At 38.6% G+C, this 16,248-nt stretch carries 16 protein-coding genes, 1 tRNA gene, 1 rRNA gene, 1 other RNA gene and 1 other annotated feature; of the genes, 4 read left to right on the top strand and 15 right to left on the bottom strand.

The window, feature by feature from the left end; genetic code table 11:
• The 9 genes from G3O09_RS21465 to tadA all read right to left on the bottom strand — a co-directional run.
• Positions 1-79: ribosomal RNA gene (locus G3O09_RS21465) — 16S ribosomal RNA — on the bottom strand; the annotation flags it as partial.
• 286 nt (positions 80-365) lie between these two features.
• Positions 366-1,061: a Type 1 glutamine amidotransferase-like domain-containing protein gene (locus G3O09_RS21460; RefSeq protein WP_163103477.1), complete on the bottom strand. Its 696-nt coding sequence runs from the start codon at positions 1,059-1,061 to the stop codon at positions 366-368.
• 184 nt (positions 1,062-1,245) lie between these two features.
• The gene (locus G3O09_RS21455; protein ID WP_420850369.1) at positions 1,246-1,530 is read right to left on the bottom strand and encodes a pro-sigmaK processing inhibitor BofA family protein; all 285 of its coding nucleotides are present in this window, start codon (positions 1,528-1,530) and stop codon (positions 1,246-1,248) included.
• A 77-nt stretch (positions 1,531-1,607) separates the two neighbouring features.
• Positions 1,608-1,835: a YaaL family protein gene (locus G3O09_RS21450; protein ID WP_163103475.1), complete on the bottom strand. Its 228-nt coding sequence runs from the start codon at positions 1,833-1,835 to the stop codon at positions 1,608-1,610.
• Between the two features lie 24 nt (positions 1,836-1,859).
• Entirely contained in the window at positions 1,860-2,456 is a 597-nt protein-coding gene (gene recR, locus G3O09_RS21445) for a recombination mediator RecR (RefSeq protein ID WP_108672528.1), read from the bottom strand.
• A gap of 12 nt (positions 2,457-2,468) precedes the next feature.
• Complete coding sequence (locus tag G3O09_RS21440) at positions 2,469-2,795, bottom strand: YbaB/EbfC family nucleoid-associated protein (RefSeq protein ID WP_205439700.1); 327 nt, start codon at positions 2,793-2,795, stop codon at positions 2,469-2,471.
• A gap of 15 nt (positions 2,796-2,810) precedes the next feature.
• Positions 2,811-4,505, bottom strand: coding sequence for a DNA polymerase III subunit gamma/tau (gene dnaX / locus G3O09_RS21435; protein ID WP_163103474.1), 1,695 nt, complete (start codon positions 4,503-4,505; stop codon positions 2,811-2,813).
• 261 nt (positions 4,506-4,766) lie between these two features.
• Positions 4,767-5,031, bottom strand: an RNA gene (ffs, locus tag G3O09_RS21430) — signal recognition particle sRNA large type.
• Positions 5,032-5,108: 77 nt separating this feature from the next.
• A complete protein-coding gene (gene tadA / locus G3O09_RS21425) occupies positions 5,109-5,636 on the bottom strand; it encodes a tRNA adenosine(34) deaminase TadA (RefSeq protein ID WP_163103473.1) in 528 nt (175 codons plus the stop codon).
• Between the two features lie 97 nt (positions 5,637-5,733).
• On the opposite strand from tadA, the gene G3O09_RS21420 reads away from it, so the two are divergent.
• The 3 genes from G3O09_RS21420 to G3O09_RS21410 all read left to right on the top strand — a co-directional run bounded on the left by G3O09_RS21420 (position 5,734) and on the right by G3O09_RS21410 (position 7,958).
• Positions 5,734-6,276: a cysteine hydrolase family protein gene (locus G3O09_RS21420; protein WP_163103472.1), complete on the top strand. Its 543-nt coding sequence runs from the start codon at positions 5,734-5,736 to the stop codon at positions 6,274-6,276.
• 317 nt (positions 6,277-6,593) lie between these two features.
• Positions 6,594-7,238 (top strand): deoxynucleoside kinase, encoded by a 645-nt coding sequence (locus G3O09_RS21415; RefSeq protein ID WP_163103471.1) that lies wholly within the window; start codon positions 6,594-6,596, stop codon positions 7,236-7,238.
• A 54-nt stretch (positions 7,239-7,292) separates the two neighbouring features.
• Entirely contained in the window at positions 7,293-7,958 is a 666-nt protein-coding gene (locus G3O09_RS21410) for a deoxynucleoside kinase (protein WP_163103470.1), read from the top strand.
• A 145-nt stretch (positions 7,959-8,103) separates the two neighbouring features.
• On the opposite strand, the gene G3O09_RS21405 is transcribed toward G3O09_RS21410, so the two are convergent.
• From G3O09_RS21405 to guaB, 6 genes are all read right to left on the bottom strand, one after another.
• A tRNA-Ser gene (locus tag G3O09_RS21405) sits at positions 8,104-8,196 on the bottom strand.
• 93 nt (positions 8,197-8,289) lie between these two features.
• Entirely contained in the window at positions 8,290-9,573 is a 1,284-nt protein-coding gene (gene serS, locus G3O09_RS21400; protein WP_163103469.1) for a serine--tRNA ligase, read from the bottom strand.
• Positions 9,574-9,636: 63 nt separating this feature from the next.
• Positions 9,637-9,858, bottom strand: a binding site (T-box leader).
• Positions 9,859-9,910: 52 nt separating this feature from the next.
• Complete coding sequence (gene pdxT, locus G3O09_RS21395; protein WP_163103468.1) at positions 9,911-10,501, bottom strand: pyridoxal 5'-phosphate synthase glutaminase subunit PdxT; 591 nt, start codon at positions 10,499-10,501, stop codon at positions 9,911-9,913.
• A 1-nt stretch (position 10,502) separates the two neighbouring features.
• Positions 10,503-11,384, bottom strand: coding sequence for a pyridoxal 5'-phosphate synthase lyase subunit PdxS (gene pdxS / locus G3O09_RS21390; RefSeq protein ID WP_163103467.1), 882 nt, complete (start codon positions 11,382-11,384; stop codon positions 10,503-10,505).
• A gap of 140 nt (positions 11,385-11,524) precedes the next feature.
• Complete coding sequence (locus tag G3O09_RS21385; RefSeq protein WP_163103466.1) at positions 11,525-12,850, bottom strand: D-alanyl-D-alanine carboxypeptidase family protein; 1,326 nt, start codon at positions 12,848-12,850, stop codon at positions 11,525-11,527.
• 167 nt (positions 12,851-13,017) lie between these two features.
• Positions 13,018-14,484: an IMP dehydrogenase gene (gene guaB / locus G3O09_RS21380; RefSeq protein WP_163103465.1), complete on the bottom strand. Its 1,467-nt coding sequence runs from the start codon at positions 14,482-14,484 to the stop codon at positions 13,018-13,020.
• A gap of 148 nt (positions 14,485-14,632) precedes the next feature.
• Here guaB and G3O09_RS21375 point away from each other — a divergent pair, with 148 nt between their 5' ends.
• Positions 14,633-15,556 carry a YaaC family protein gene (locus G3O09_RS21375; RefSeq protein WP_240338530.1) on the top strand — a complete coding sequence of 308 codons (924 nt, stop codon included), beginning with the start codon at positions 14,633-14,635 and terminating at the stop codon, positions 15,554-15,556.
• The last annotated feature ends 692 nt before the right edge of the window (positions 15,557-16,248 follow it).

Genomic DNA, 16,248 nt, shown 5'->3' with positions numbered 1-16,248 from the left:
TTTAAGATGTTCGCTCGACTTGCATGTATTAGGCACGCCGCCAGCGTTCGTCCTGAGCCAGGATCAAACTCTCCAAAAAGTGTTTGACTTGCTCATAAATGTCTTATTTAAAAGACTTAAATTTAAACGTTGACGTATTGTTTTGTTTAGTTTTCAAAGAGCAATTCTTTTTGTTCTATCGCTCAGAAGCGACTTTATTAATATATCATTTCAACGCTGTGAAAGTCAATAACTTTTTATAAGTTTTTTTAATAAAGTTTTTCATAAAACTTCTTTTATCCTTAGCGACGTTTTCTATAATAACAATTAATCTATTCTTATGTCAATATAATAAATGATATTTTCTTATTAATATTGTCACCTTATTATCCTAAATAGTAAGTCTCTAGTTTTATTTCTACTATTTCACCTTGGTGCTCACTAACTCTATAGGCATTAGCATTTGGTCTTGAGCTTACTATATTCGTTAATTCCTCGTTAATGTAATGAAGGGCGACGCCATCGTCGGCAGCAATTCCGCTTTGAACCGTTTTAGTTTGGATGAATCTTTGGTAGGAAGGTCTCCGTAATTCCTCACCATCATAATGCGGACAATGGCTTGCTTTCAAGAAGCCTAGGCATTTGATAGGCTCAAGTCCATCTCCAAATGAATCAGTAACACCCTCCTCAAACCAACAAAGAGCACCTGCACTTATTCCCGATAAAACAATACCTTGTTGCCAAGCCTTCTTTAATATCTGATCAAGGTTCCATTCCTTCCAAAGAGCTATTAAATTCTTCGTATTCCCTCCACCAACAAAAATAATATCTTTGCTTAATATATAACTCTCTAAATCTCTAGTAGGTAGCTTGAAAAGAGATAGATGACTAGGAATACAATTTTGGGTATTAAAAGAATAATAGAAACGGGAAATATAATTATCCGAATCTCCGCTGGCAGTCGGGATGAAACATATTTCAGGCGTATCTTTATTTGATTGGTTAAGAATATATTGGTCCAGCAACGGATTTTCAGGTTCCATAGAAAATCCACCACCACCTAGAGCAATGATTTGTCTCACAATGATCACCTTTTCTATTATTTGGTAATTTATACTATGATATTATCACGATTCTCTTTATTCGCGCACAAAAATCTGAGCATGTAACTAAAAAATAGCCTGTATCAATGATTACTTGGTAATCTAAGATACAGGCTTTATATTCGATTACTAATTGTCCCTATATAATAAACCTGGCAGCGTCTTATACGATCCAGTATTGAATGGCTGCTAAAGCACAGACTCCTGGTATTCCTAGAAAACCCGCAACAGCTGCAGTTGCAGGGTTGATTGGTACGTGAATTCCTATACTATTGCCAAACGCATTCAAAAAGAACAAGAAGATTGCACCTATGATTAATTTTATGAATGTCCCACCAATAAACCGCATTGGCTTTACAGGTGCTCCCATTACCAATAGCAATAGAATCAACCCGGTGATTACCGTTACAAAAGCAAATGGTTCCAAATCAAAAACCTCCTTATTCATTAGCTTGTACTAACAAACTATGAATAAGGAGGCTTTTTCAGAACAGATATTCATCCTATTTCAACATCTTCAACTTTTCATAACCAAGTGCGTTGAACTTGAATATTTCGTTGTTTAGCTTCTTTAAATAAATAAAAATATTTAGCCTCTGCAATTTTTGCAGAAACAATGATATCTTCTGATGGATCAAGACTTTTATCTAGTAGAGATTTATGGATCATCCAATTTTTCTTCATTTCACCAAGGTGGTTCAAAAGGTGTTGATCATATTCTCTGCGTAACCAGCCTTTTTTTCGAAAAAACACACATGACCCTCCTACTCAAATTCTTTAAATCTCTCTTCTACCTTCTAAAGCCTTCGAAAGGGTAACTTCATCTGCATATTCCAAATCCCCGCCCACTGGTAAGCCGTGTGCGATTCTTGTCACTTTAATACCAGATGGCTTCAATAGACGTGATATATACATGGCCGTCGCCTCTCCTTCAATATTAGGATTGGTTGCCAGAATGACTTCTTGTATCGTTGCATCTTGAAGTCTCTTCAACAAACTGGGGATGTTAATGTCTTCTGGCCCAATTCCATCCATGGGAGAGATACTTCCTTGCAGTACATGGTACAGCCCATTAAATTCCCTCATTTTTTCCATTGCAATGACATCTTTTGGATCTTGAACGACACAGACAACGTCTCGGTCCCTTCTAGGATCTTCACAGATATAACAAGGATCCTGATCCGTGATATGTCCACATACTGAACAATAGGTCAGGTTCCTTTTTGCATTGACTAATGCCTTTGCGAAATCCAAGACTGTGTCCTCTTTCATACTTAACACATAAAAAGCAAGACGAGCTGCGGTCTTGGGTCCAATCCCAGGCAGTTTCATAAAGCTATCAATTAGCTTTGATATGGGTTCAGGATAGTGCAAGATTTACACCTCCTAGAACAAACCACCAGGAAGATTCATTCCCTTAGTAAATTGACCCATCGTTTGGTTTGTCAATTCCTCGGCCTTCTTCATAGCATCATTCGTTGCCGCTAATACTAAATCTTGAAGCATCTCGATATCGTCTGGATCTACCACTTCTGGTTTAATCGTGACTTCTAAAACTTCCTTATGGCCAGATACAATGACAGACACCATTCCGCCTCCAGCTGTACCTTCAATTCTCTTTTCGCCTAACTCTTCTTGAGCTTCCGCCATTTTCTTTTGCATTTTTTGCATTTGCTTCATCATATTTTGCATATTTCCATTTCCACGCATCATAATTGTTTCCTCCTATTATTCTTTAATTTCTATTAGTTCGTCTCCAACCAGCCTACGAGCTTCGGTGATGATAGGATCTTCTTCCACTTTTTCTACTTCTTCCTGTAATTCATCTGGTGATTGATTGGATAAAAATTCTTCTCTGATTTCCTTCCACTGATTATCAGGAACACCCTCCATAGCGTAAGAAGTTCCAGTAATATTTCCAAGTATGGAACTGATGGTTTCAAGAAATCTTGTATTTTCCATCGCCATCTGGCAATGAATATCATATTTAAATTTTACCACAAATGCGTCATCCGAAGCAGCAACTGGTTCAGATTCGCTCAATAATGCAGCAGCAGATTTCATATTTTGTGTGCCAAGGATATTGAGCATTTCTGCCCAATGACTTTTGATGTTTTGAAGATTTTGCTTCGTCGCATTTCTCAATATGTTATGGACTTTTCCGATTGGTACCTTATAAACCTTTTTCGTAGGTGATTTCGCTTTCGTAGGTGCTTGTTTAACAGCACCTGTAACGGATAATCCCTGAGATTTCAACTGCGATAGTTCACGTTCAAGGGCTTCGATTTTCTTTTCTAATCCCCCAACATCAGCAGAAATAACTTGACCTGAACCTTGTTCTTGATGACAAAGCTTCACAAGAGCGACTTCCAATAACACTCTAGGGTGATTGGTCCACTTCATTTCTTGCTGTGTTTTGTTCAACCCTTCAATCATACCGTAGATGAAATCAGAGGATGTCTGTTTTGTAAGCTCGATAAATTCGTCATCTACAATGACTTTTTCAAAAGAATCCGTCAAGTCAGGTGAAACTTGATATAGAAGCATATCTCTAAAGTAATACACCATATCCTCAATTAATCTAACCGGATCTTTCCCCATAGCTAGTAAATCTTTTAACAACTGTAAGGCTACGGCTACTTCCTTAACATGGATGGCTTGAGCCAGGTTGGTTAAATAACTTTGTGAGACCGATCCTGTAACCGTTAATGCCTCTTCAACCGATATTTCATCATTTGAACTAAAGGAAATCGCTTGATCAAGTAAACTAAGCGCATCACGCATACCACCCTCAGCCGCTCGTGCTATGATGTGTAAGGCGGTCTCATTGCACACGATTCCTGTATCAGTAAGAATTGTATTCATTCTACCTATGATGTCTTGTGGCTGTATCCGTTTAAAATCAAATCGTTGACAACGAGAGATGATCGTCAATGGAATTTTATGTGGTTCAGTCGTAGCTAAGATGAAGATAACATGCTTTGGAGGTTCCTCTAATGTTTTTAGCAATGCATTAAATGCTCCAATTGACAGCATATGAACTTCATCGACTATGTATACCTTATATTTGACTGAGTTAGGCGCATATTTCACTTTATCTCGAATATCACGTATTTCCTCGACTCCATTATTGGACGCAGCATCAATCTCTATTACATCAGGAATAGAGCCATCCGTTATTCCCATGCAAGCAGCACATTCATTGCATGGCTCTTTAATCGGAGCCTTTTCACAATTTACTGCTTTTGCTAATATCTTTGCCGCACTGGTTTTTCCTGTTCCACGTGGGCCAGAAAAAAGATAGGCGTGGGAAATCTTTTGTTGTAACAGAGCATTTTGTAATGTTTTGGTGATATGTTCTTGTCCGACTACGTCAACAAATTGTTGAGGTCTCCAAACCCGGTATAATGCTTGATATCCCACTCTCCAGCCCCCTTTTAACCTAATCTTTTCTATTATAACGTATCCTATTTCCTTTTATCAAAAGGTATTCAAGCACACATATATACTTTGAAAAAAGCCATTAGAAAAACTGGCTTGCTCCAAGTCTTAGTGATGACGATTGTCTAGTTTGCACCTCTACTATCTTCCTATTAGCTATTCCTATGTCAGGCAATGTAAACTTTCTAATCGTATAAAAAAAAACACCCGTAAACGGATGTTTGATTTATTATGTAATAACTGCCGTGCACCTTCTGTCGATTAGCACCCATAAGCGGTACCTAAGCAGTTAGCTCGGTCCAGGCTCCCCTGCGGCACATGGGAGATTCCACTTAATGCTGCTTCCTTCCGGACCTGACATGATTCATGGATTCCCATTGCGCAGGACCCGGACGTCAACACCACTTACTTAGGGCAGACCCTACAGTATGCTAACCTCGAGAAGGGATTCAGTCTCGCTAGAGCGGATTGCGAGTACAGGGCACCGCTACCTCCCCACCTAGCACGGCAAAATTGATACCATATTGTTAGGCGTCTTAGTGACGCATTTATAAGTATACCTACATATGGAGGAAAAAGCAATGCTTATTGCCTGTCAATTCCTTCAAGGTTATCCAGCAATGTTTCCTTTCTCCTTCTTTTTTCCTCTTTTTTTCTTTCTCTGATTTGACGGAAAAAGTTTGTAAGGAGTTCCCCACATTCTAATTCCAATACACCAGGTACTACTTCACTTTGATGGTTGAATCTTTCATCCGTTAAAAGGTTCATGAATGTCCCCGCACAACCTGCTTTAGGATCAGCAGCCCCATACACCACTCTGCCAATACGAGAAAGAATGATAGCACCTGAACACATTGGACAAGGCTCAAGTGTCACGTATAAAGTCGCATTTTCTAATCGCCATGTGCCTAGTTTACCGCACGCCTCTTCAATGGCTAATAACTCCGCATGTGCAATCGCGCTTTGATTACTTTCACGAAGATTGTGTCCTCTTGCGACAATTTGACCATCTAAGACAATGACAGCTCCTATCGGAACCTCCATTTTCCCTTCTGCTTTCTTAGCTTCAATTATTGCCTCTTTCATATAGAGAATGTCTTCATTCAAGTCCATAGGTAAACCCCTTTTTATAAATGAGTAATTGAAATATTATGAAGCACACTAAAAGACGACATATGTGTGCTACCCTATCAATGGAAGGAAGAAATAGATGCCTAAATCCGATTATGCCTTAATAATTATAGATATCATAAATGATTTTGATTTTACACACGGTGACCTACTTTTAGAAAATACCCAACACATCATTGACCCTCTCCTCCAACTAAAGTTGAAAGCTAAAGAAAAGTCCATCCCTATTATTTATGTTAATGACCATTATAATCTTTGGCAGGCGAATTTTAAAAAAATTATAGATAAATGTAAGAATGAAAACAACAGCAGTATTATTGAGAAAATAGCTCCAGATCATGATGACTTTTTCCTCATAAAACCAAAGCATTCTGGATTTTACGGTACAGCACTCAATACTTTGCTGTACCATTTAGGGGCAAAAAAATTAATTCTGACTGGGATAGCCGGAAACATTTGTGTTCTATTTACAGCCAATGATGCTTATATGCGTGAATATTCCCTTCTATGCCCTTCTGATTGCATCGCATCGGCAGATCAAAACGATAATGAATATGCCCTTCGAATGATGACACATGTGCTAAAGGCTAATACCAACACAAGTAAGGAAATTACCTTCTAATTAATATCTAAGAACCCATAATGGCCCCTACTCATGGGGCTTTCATCCTCTATAATCCAACATTCCAATCTCACTTGAAAAATTTTCTATTTAATATGTAAGTAAATGTACTCCCAGACGATATAGTCTATGTTAAAATAACATTTGTCTAATTTAAGCAATTTCTTTATTCACATAAAATATCCTAAATTATCAAGGGCATGGGGGAGAAATTACGTATCGATTATGATTCCCCGTCCTTTTTTACTCCTGATATAACAAGAACGTTATGTCCAATATGTGATGATATTTGAATTGACCAGGAGGCCATGCCATAAATGAATCAAACACCTTTTATAACCGTTGAAGGGCCAATTGGGATTGGGAAAACTACTCTCTCTAAAGCGATTTCAGAACATTTTCAGTTTGCGCTCTTAAGAGAGATTGTTGATGAAAATCCATTTCTCGGAAAATTTTACGAAGATATAGATGAATGGAGTTTTCAAACAGAAATGTTTTTCCTTTGCAATCGCTACAAGCAATTGGAAGATATCGAAACTAAGTTTCTTTCAAAGCAACAACCTGTAGTGGCCGACTACCATATCTTCAAAAATCTAATATTTGCCCAGCGTACCTTAAAGAATAAACAATACAATAAGTATTTGAACATATTCAATATTTTAACGGAAGACATGCCTGTGCCAAACATGGTCATCTACCTGCACGCAAGCCTTGATACACTTATAGAGAGAATTCAAAAACGCGGACGAGAAATCGAAAAGAACATTAGTCCACTTTATTTGGAACAACTTTCTCTCGACTACCATAGCTTTATGGAAACCTTCCAACAAAAGCATCCGCATATTCCCGTCCTCCAATTTAATGGAGACGAGTTAGACTTTGTGAAAAATGAAAAAGATCTACAGACGATCCTTCAAATGATTCAAGATCAATTGATCAAGGGGACCGCTTCTAAGTCTTAAATCTTAAAAAAATCAGTCACCGGCAAATTCACTTTTAGAAAGGGAAATACAATCATGTACCTTCATAATATACCTAAGGATGCCATCATTACCCTAGCAGGAACTGTTGGCGTTGGGAAATCTACCTTAACTCGTAAACTATCAAACGCTTTAAATTTCAAAGCAGCCTATGAGAACGTCGATAATAACCCTTATTTGGAGGATTATTACGCCGATTTTAAAAAATGGTCATTCCATCTTCAAGTGTTCTTCTTATCCGAACGTTTTAAACAACAAAAAGCAATGGTACAAGAAGGTGGCGGGTATGTTCAAGACCGCAGCATTTTTGAGGATTATCAAATTTTTGGAAGCATGCAATATGAGTCAGGAAATATGAGCGACCGCGACTTCCAAACATATACAAGTATGTTCGAAGCCATGATTATGGATCCATATTTTCCTAAACCCGATTTATTGATCTATATTAACGGTTCTTTAGATAGCATCATAGAGAGAATCAATAAACGAGGTCGAGGGATGGAAATTGCAACCCCGACACAGTATTGGCAAGAATTATATGACCGTTATAGCGAATGGATTAGTCGCTTCGATCTTTGTCCAGTCTTACAGCTAGATATCGATTCATATGACTGTGAGAATGAAGAATCCATGCAGGAAATCATTTCACAAGTTTCGGATATAATAAATCAAAACCACAAAACAAATACTGTATTGAAATAATAAAAGGTCACCGTTTTTAAACGGTGACCTTTCCTTTTAGGAGTTTCAAAAATAGTGAGAAAGAAATAAAAAAAAAATTCGTTACAACGGCATGTAACGAATTTCAATCTCCAATATTTATGCGCTTGGTTTAAAGTTAAAATAATGGCGGAGGAAGAGGGATTCGAACCCCCGCGGGCTTTAACACCCCTGTCGGTTTTCAAGACCGATCCCTTCAGCCGGACTTGGGTATTCCTCCGTTTCGACAATATATAATTTATCATGAATCATTTATGATGTCAACATTTTAAAATAACCTGGATGAACCATTCATCCAGGTTATTTTTTTACATTAGTTTTTTGGAGCTATAACCGTTTTTCCACCCATGTAAGGTCGAAGAACTTCAGGAATCACGACACTTCCATCTTCTTGTTGGTAATTCTCCAAGATGGCTGAAACCGTTCTACCAATCGCTAAGCCAGATCCATTCAATGTATGAACATGCTCAGGCTTTGCCTTAGGATCTCTTCGGAAGCGGATATTTGCACGTCTAGCTTGGAATCCTTCAAAGTTACTGCAAGAAGAAATTTCTCGATACGTACCATAGCTCGGCAACCAAACTTCCAAATCATATTTCTTCGCTGCAGTGAATCCTAAATCAGCTGTACACATGCTTAGCACTCGATAAGGAAGACCTAATAGTTGAAGTACCTTCTCTGCATGTCCTGTCAATTTCTCTAATTCATCATAAGAATCCTCAGGCTTTACAAACTTCACTAGTTCTACTTTGTTGAATTGATGCTGACGAATCAAGCCTCTTGTATCACGACCAGCAGAACCTGCTTCAGAACGGAAACATGCACTATAAGCAGCATAGCTGATAGGTAAATCTTCTCCATGTAAAATTTCATCTCGGTGGAAGTTTGTTACTGGTACTTCTGCTGTTGGGATTAAGAAATAATCCTCGCTCTCAATTCGGAAAGCATCTTCTTCAAATTTTGGTAGCTGCCCTGTTCCTGTCATGCTTGCACGGTTGACGATAAAAGGGGGCATAATCTCTTCATAGCCATGCTCTTCTACATGAAGGTCTAACATGAAACTGATTAACGCACGTTCCAGTCGAGCCCCTAACCCTTTATAAAATACGAATCTGCTGCCTGTAACCTTAGAAGCACGTTCAAAATCAAGGATTCCAAGACCATCCGCAATATCCCAATGGGGCTTAGCTTCGAATTCAAAGTTAGGTGTCTCCCCCCATGTACGAGCTTCAATATTGTCATCCTCAGTTTCTCCAATAGGTACGCTTTCATGGGGGATATTCGGGATAGATAATAATAGGTTTTCTAATGTCTCTTCTACGGTACGAAGCTCTTCATCTAAAACTTTAACCTTGTCTCCTACTTCTCTCATTTCAACGATTAGAGCATCTGCGTCCTGCTTCTCACGCTTCATAATGGCAATCTGTTGAGAAACTTCATTTCTTCTGCTTTTTAACTGCTCAGTTTCAACCAGTAGTTCGCGTCGTCTTACATCTAAATCTTCAAACTTCCCAAGATCCGTTAAGTCTTCTCCACGATGCTGAAGAAGTTTTTTCACTTCTTCAAAATTTGCGCGTAAGTACTTCAAATCCAACATGTTTTTTTCCTCCTATTTTCGCAATGATTATTTCTTGGAAAACAAAAAACTCCCGTCCCTATAAAAAGGGACGAGAGTTACCCGCGTTGCCACCCTAGTTAAAAGTAGAGAAATCCTACTTTTCACCTTGAAAAGATAACGGCTAAACCGAAAGTATTTACTGACCATATGGTGTTCCATACTTTGCTCCAGGATGGATTCACAGAATTCCGCCATCGGTTTTCACCAACCACCGACTCTCTACAGACAGATAAAACTGTTACTATTTCCTATCATTGCTTTTGATTATTAAAGTTACATAACAATTTACTATATATTTCCCTACTATGCAACTACATTATGCATTTTGTTTTACTTTTGATTCTCTTACCATATCAACAAACAATTGCATAAAGCGATGATCGTCTGTTAATTCTGGGTGGAAAGAACATCCTAGGAAAGAACCTTCTTTAGCAGCAACAATCCTGCCATTGTGTTCACAAAGCACTTCCACGCCTTCACGAGCTTCTACGATGTGTGGCGCACGAATAAATACACCAGTAAAAGGCTCAGCTAGTCCTTTAATGTGAAGACCCGCTTCAAAGCTCTCACGTTGTCTTCCAAAGGAGTTTCTTTCTACCTTTACATTTAATGCATCTAGATGAGCTTCATCATAACCAACGATTTCTTTCGCTAGTAAGATTAAACCAGCACATGTACCAAACATCGGCTTACTTTGCTTCGCAAAATCTCTCAAAGGCTCAAGAAACCCATATTGATTAATGAGGCGTCTCATTGTCGTACTTTCTCCACCAGGTAATACCAGACCATCTAGATCAGATAATTGTTCCACCTTTTTAACGACTACTGCTTCTGCTCCGCAGGCCACGATAGACTCTACATGTTCACGAACCGCACCCTGTAGGCCTAATACACCGATTTTCAACATCTTACCAGCCTCTATCCTGCATTCTTTGAGCTGGAGAAAGATTTGAAATCTCGATACCTTTCATGGCAGTTCCTAAGTTTTTAGATAAGTGTGCAATTAACTCATAATCTTGGTAGTGAGTCGTAGCTTCCACGATTGCCTTAGCGAATTTTGCAGGGTTTTCTGATTTGAAGATACCAGATCCAACAAATACACCATCTGCTCCTAGCTGCATCATTAATGCAGCATCTGCAGGAGTAGCAACTCCACCAGCTGCGAAGTTAACGACTGGCAATTTACCTAACTTCTTGATTTCTAATAGCAACTCATAAGGTGCACCCAACAATTTAGCTTCTGTCATAAGCTCGTCTGTATTCATGCCAACTACTTTACGAACTTGTGCATTAACTTGGCGCATATGTCTAACTGCTTCTACGATATTTCCTGTTCCTGGCTCACCTTTCGTACGAAGCATGGAAGCTCCTTCTCCGATACGGCGTGCTGCTTCACCAAGATCACGGCATCCACAAACAAACGGAACTGTAAAATCATTTTTATTCAAATGATACTCTTCATCAGCAGGAGTCAATACTTCACTCTCATCGATATAATCTACTCCCATTGCCTCAAGGACACGAGCTTCTACAATATGCCCGATACGAGCTTTTGCCATAACAGGAATGGAAACTGCCTTCATTACTTCCTCTACAATTGTAGGATCAGCCATTCTTGCAACTCCACCTGCTGCACGGATATCAGAAGGAACACGTTCTAAAGCCATAACTGCGACAGCGCCGGCTTCTTCAGCGATTTTCGCTTGTTCTGCATTGACAACATCCATAATAACGCCGCCTTTTTGCATTTCTGCCATGCCGCGTTTTACACGATCAGTACCTAAATTCATTGTAAAGTCCCCCTAAGTTAGCCTATTCTTCTTTAATCCTACCAAAATTATAGGAGTTATATTTCGAACTCTAGTTTGAAGTTAAACAAAAAACCCTCTTCTGTCAAGACAGAAAAGGGTTCCATTTTACATTGATACGATTAAAACCAACTTTTTACCATGGAGGATACTCCATCCCATACATCACCAAAGAAACCACCAATCGCTCTCATTGAAAGTACGAACCAATTGGCTTTCTCTACATCTTCGGAGGCAACTAAATCAGAACTTGCTAACTTTTGGCCATCCTTAGTCAGGAAACCGAAATCTCCCTTTTTGGATTGAACAGTTACGTATCCAACCTTTTCACCTTTCTTAATAGGTGCTGTAAGATTTCCATTATTATCTAGTTTAGACTTATCTAAAACCACAACAGGTTCGAATTGATCTTTTTCTCCATTTTGGATAACAAGTTCAATTGGATCCTTTGTTTCAATTTTAACTTCTTTTTCTTTACCTTTGTTTACTTTTAGAGTTTTTACCTTTTTAGGTTTATAACCAGCAGGTAAAACCTCTTCTTTACCAAAGTTACTGAACGCATAATCTAATAGTTTTGTAGTATCAGCAAAACGCTCATCCTTAGATGTGGATTTCATTACTACAGAAATAAAACGCTGTCCATTTCTCTCTGCTGTGGCTGTAAATCCATACCCAGCAAAGTCTGTTGAACCCGTTTTCAGACCATCTACACCTTCATATTCAAAAATCAAACCTGGAAGCATCCAGTTGAAATTCGGATATTCTCTTCCATCTTTGAATTTTAATTTAGAAATTTTCGTAGTTTCAATGACTTCAGGGAAATCATTTAACAAATGGAATGCCAATGTAGCAGTATCATGGGCAGTCATTACGTTTTCATCCTCAGGACCGCCAGCTGGATGTTGACCCATTAAACTTTTATTATTTAAACCGCTTGAGTTTACAAAATTAAAATCCTCCATGCCAAGCTCTTTAGCTTTTTTCTCCATCGTGCCTACAAAGTTTTTCTCACTACCAGAGATTAGCTCTGCAAGGGCTACCGTTGCAGCATTACCAGAGAAAATAGCCATAGCCTCATATAATTCACGGACTGTATAATTTTCACCTTGTGTCAATCCAACATTGGAAAGACCAGGTGCCGCAGATAATTTATGAACATACTCATTAATTTTAACATTTTGATCCCAGCTAATTTTACCTTCTTTGATTGATTCAAGAAGGATGTATTCTGTCATCATTTTGGACATACTTGCTACGCCAAGAACCGTATCAGGATTCTTTTCGTATAAAATTCTACCTGTTTTAGCATCTAATAAAATAGCTGCCTCTGCTTTTAAATCAAGACGATCAGTTTCAGCATTTGCGAATGTGGTACTGTATGCAAACTGGGAAACAATCACTGTCACCAATAGTGTAAAAATCAGTGTAATCTGGCTGACTCTTTTCACCTCTAATACCTCCACCTTATTTACTTTTTTATATTTATAAAGGACAAACAGCTTGTCCGGAACTACTTCCCTCTAAAAAAACACCTTGTTTAGTGTATCACAAAATGGGCAAAAAAAATAGACAGAGAAAAGTCTCTCTGCCTATGCTAATTATTGGGAATATAGTCTTATGAAATAGAATAGTTCGGAGCTTCTTTTGTAATTTGTACATCATGAGGATGGCTTTCTCTTAGACCAGCACCTGTCATACGAACAAATTGGGAATGCTCACGAAGCTCAGTTAAATCCTTCGTTCCACAGTAACCCATACCAGAACGAATACCACCAATCAATTGATACAATGTATCAGAAAGTGGTCCTTTATAAGGAAGTCTTCCTTCGATGCCTTCAGGAACAAATTTCTTGTTTTCCTCTTGGAAATAACGATCTTTTGATCCTTTTTCCATCGCACCGATAGATCCCATTCCTCGATATACTTTAAACCTTCTACCTTGGAAAATTTCTGTTTCACCAGGACTTTCAGATACGCCAGCTAGAAGGCTTCCTAACATAACCGCATGCCCTCCAGCAGCCAATGCTTTCACGATATCACCGGAATATTTGATTCCACCATCCGCAATGATTGTTTTTCCATGCTTCCTAGCTTCCGTAGCACAATCATATACTGCGGTGATTTGTGGAACACCCACACCAGCTACCACACGAGTCGTACAAATAGATCCAGGTCCGATACCTACCTTTACAATATCAGCTCCTGCTTCAATTAATGCACGAGTAGCTTCTGCTGTTGCCACATTACCAGCGATAATATTCAAATGAGGGTAAGCTGAACGGATTTGAGAAACGGTATCTAATACGCCTTTTGAATGTCCATGGGCTGTATCAACAACCACTACATCTACATTCGCTTTTACAAGCTTTTCAACACGCTTCATTGTATCGTTTGTTACCCCAACTGCAGCCCCTACTAATAATCTTCCTTGGGCATCCTTTGCAGAATTAGGGAACTCAATGACTTTTTCAATATCCTTAATCGTAATTAACCCTTTTAACACGCCTTCTTCATCCACGAGAGGGAGCTTTTCAATCTTATGCTTTTGAAGGATTTTTTCTGCTTGTTCTAAATTAGTTCCAACTGGTGCTGTCACAAGGTCTTCCTTCGTCATAACATCAGAGATCAAAATAGAATAATCTTGGATAAAACGAAGATCACGATTAGTTAAGATTCCCACTAATTTTTGTTCTTCTGAATTATTCACGATAGGTACACCAGAAATACGGTATTTGCCCATTAAATGTTCAGCATCGAATACTTGATGTTCAGGTGTCAAAAAGAATGGATCCGTGATTACGCCACTTTCTGACCTCTTTACCTTGTCTACTTGTTCAGCTTGCTGTTCAATAGACATATTTTTGTGGATGATACCTAACCCACCTTGTCTAGCCATCGAGATAGCCATTTCAGCTTCTGTCACTGTGTCCATCCCCGCACTGATAATAGGGATATTTAGACTAAGTGTTTCTGTCATTTTCACTTGCAGATTTACATCCTTGGGTAAAACTTCTGATTTCGCAGGTATTAGCAATACATCATCAAAGGTCAATCCTTCTTTAGCAAACTTATTCTCCCACATACTTTTACCCCTCTCGCTTTGAAAATATTATTAGTAGGTTATCAATTGGACAAAATACTGTCAAGAACATAATGAAATGTTAGACTTTTCTATTAATTTGGAGGTTTTAAATTTGGACTACCGTGATAACCCTTGGGATACACTTTCCATGTTTTATTCAACCGCATCCGTTCAATCATTTTTAAAGAAAAATTACATGAAATTGAATATCGAAGATCCTGATGTGAAAAGCTTTGATAATTGCTATCCCTTTATTTATTATTTGGAACAAGCCCAAACTTATTACAAACAAGCCAATCATTCTCCAGTCAGTATCAAACCAATCCTGTTGTTCTATGGGTTTGTTCAATTATTAAAAGCCTGTGTATTAACCGTGAATCCTTATTACCCAGAATCATCCGTAGTGCTCTCCCATGGTGTTACAACGCGAAAACGAAAAAAGCAGCAATACGAGTTTTTAAAAGATGAAATCAAAATCCAAAAAAACGGACTGTTCACTCAAGTCTCAGAAAAAATGTTTCACATGAAACATTTGGAAGGAGAACGTATCACCATGCAGGATCTCCTTATCCAACTCCCGGAGCTCAACCAATCTTTTCTATTCTTAACTGGACGGAAGACCTTCCAAACGCTAAAAAATGAAGACAATAATTTTTCGTTTCCCACGAGCCTTCTCACCCGCTTTTATATGAGCGAAGAACGCTTTATTGAATATCTAAAAACCAAAACGAAGGCTTTATTCATCCCAGTTATTTCGGGTGAAAAACTATCCGTTTTCCAGTCAGATACCATTACATGTAATCAACCTGGTCCAATTAAATTTCATTTACCTGAAAAGCAGTTTCAATTTTTTTTAGAAAAAGATTTATTGGCTACAGATTTCCCTGAACTTCTCATTCACTATCTGCTTCTTTACAATCTAAGCATGATTGCCCGTTATGAAATTGAATGGTGGTATGAATTATTAAAGAATTTGGATAGTAACGACTATCCCTTTATCCTCCAATTTCTTTCCTCGACAGAAGAAAAAGGTCCCTATTTAATAAAAGAATGGTTGATGGAAAAAGCGTAATGAAAAATATAAGGTTTTCCTATTAAGATCAGTTAAGTGACTGGTCTTATTTCTATTTTCATCAGTTCTGTAAATTGACGTAGAACACATAACCCTTATCTCTATACCGATGTATTAGAAAGTATTCAAAGGAGAATAACCTCTTAGTCCTTCTAGAAGACAAACCTGTGTCAGCAGCTGTTTACTCCATCCTCATGTGCCTACCACACTCTCGGGCTCTGCTCCTTTCTTGCTTGTACTCCTTGGACCTTCCTCAAACTCTTTCTTCAATCATTTCCTGGGCAACTCACCATCGGTAATGAAAAACAAAAAAAAACAGCTTTTTCAGCTGATTTTCTACTCTTTGCCTGGCAACGTCTGATTCTCACCAGATAAACCTCCATCTACCATCGGTGCTCGAGCTTAAATTCCTTGTTCGGATACCGACAAACGATGCCCCCTCGGATTCCTGTCCCAGCTTCAGTCACTCAGTCCTCATGTGCTTAGCACACTCCAGGCTTCGCTCCTTCTCTTCCTTGTACTCCCCGAACCTCCCTCGTCGGTGTTTTCTTTATGTAGTCTCCCTTTGTTCACTCGGGGCTCTGATCACCTTCCGGTTATTTAAAAAAGAACAAACAAAAAAGACCAGCTCTTCAGCTGATCTTCTTCTCTTGCCTGGCAACGTCCTACTCTCACAGGGGGAAACCCCCAAC

Origin of the sequence: Peribacillus alkalitolerans (assembly GCF_010882125.1) — a bacterium.
GTDB classification, from domain to species: Bacteria; Bacillota; Bacilli; order Bacillales; family DSM-1321; genus Bacillus_BN; species Bacillus_BN alkalitolerans.
Note: the sequence above shows the minus strand (reverse complement) of the source record. Positions and strands in the feature narration are given on the sequence as shown.

Bases quoted from the DNA above. Each gene is read 5' to 3' on its own strand.
- G3O09_RS21440 (WP_205439700.1), bottom strand. From the start codon at position 2,795: ATGATGCGTGGAAATGGAAATATGCAAAATATGATGAAGCAAATGCAA.
- G3O09_RS21410 (WP_163103470.1), top strand. From the start codon at position 7,293: ATGTACCTTCATAATATACCTAAGGATGCCATCATTACCCTAGCAGGA.
- pdxS (WP_163103467.1), bottom strand. From the start codon at position 11,384: ATGAATTTAGGTACTGATCGTGTAAAACGCGGCATGGCAGAAATGCAA.
- G3O09_RS21415 (WP_163103471.1), top strand. From the start codon at position 6,594: ATGAATCAAACACCTTTTATAACCGTTGAAGGGCCAATTGGGATTGGG.
- serS (WP_163103469.1), bottom strand. From the start codon at position 9,573: ATGTTGGATTTGAAGTACTTACGCGCAAATTTTGAAGAAGTGAAAAAA.
- G3O09_RS21420 (WP_163103472.1), top strand. From the start codon at position 5,734: ATGCCTAAATCCGATTATGCCTTAATAATTATAGATATCATAAATGAT.
- G3O09_RS21375 (WP_240338530.1), top strand. From the start codon at position 14,633: ATGTTTTATTCAACCGCATCCGTTCAATCATTTTTAAAGAAAAATTAC.
- guaB (WP_163103465.1), bottom strand. From the start codon at position 14,484: ATGTGGGAGAATAAGTTTGCTAAAGAAGGATTGACCTTTGATGATGTA.
- tadA (WP_163103473.1), bottom strand. From the start codon at position 5,636: ATGGACTTGAATGAAGACATTCTCTATATGAAAGAGGCAATAATTGAA.
- G3O09_RS21455 (WP_420850369.1), bottom strand. From the start codon at position 1,530: ATGAATAAGGAGGTTTTTGATTTGGAACCATTTGCTTTTGTAACGGTA.
- pdxT (WP_163103468.1), bottom strand. From the start codon at position 10,501: ATGTTGAAAATCGGTGTATTAGGCCTACAGGGTGCGGTTCGTGAACAT.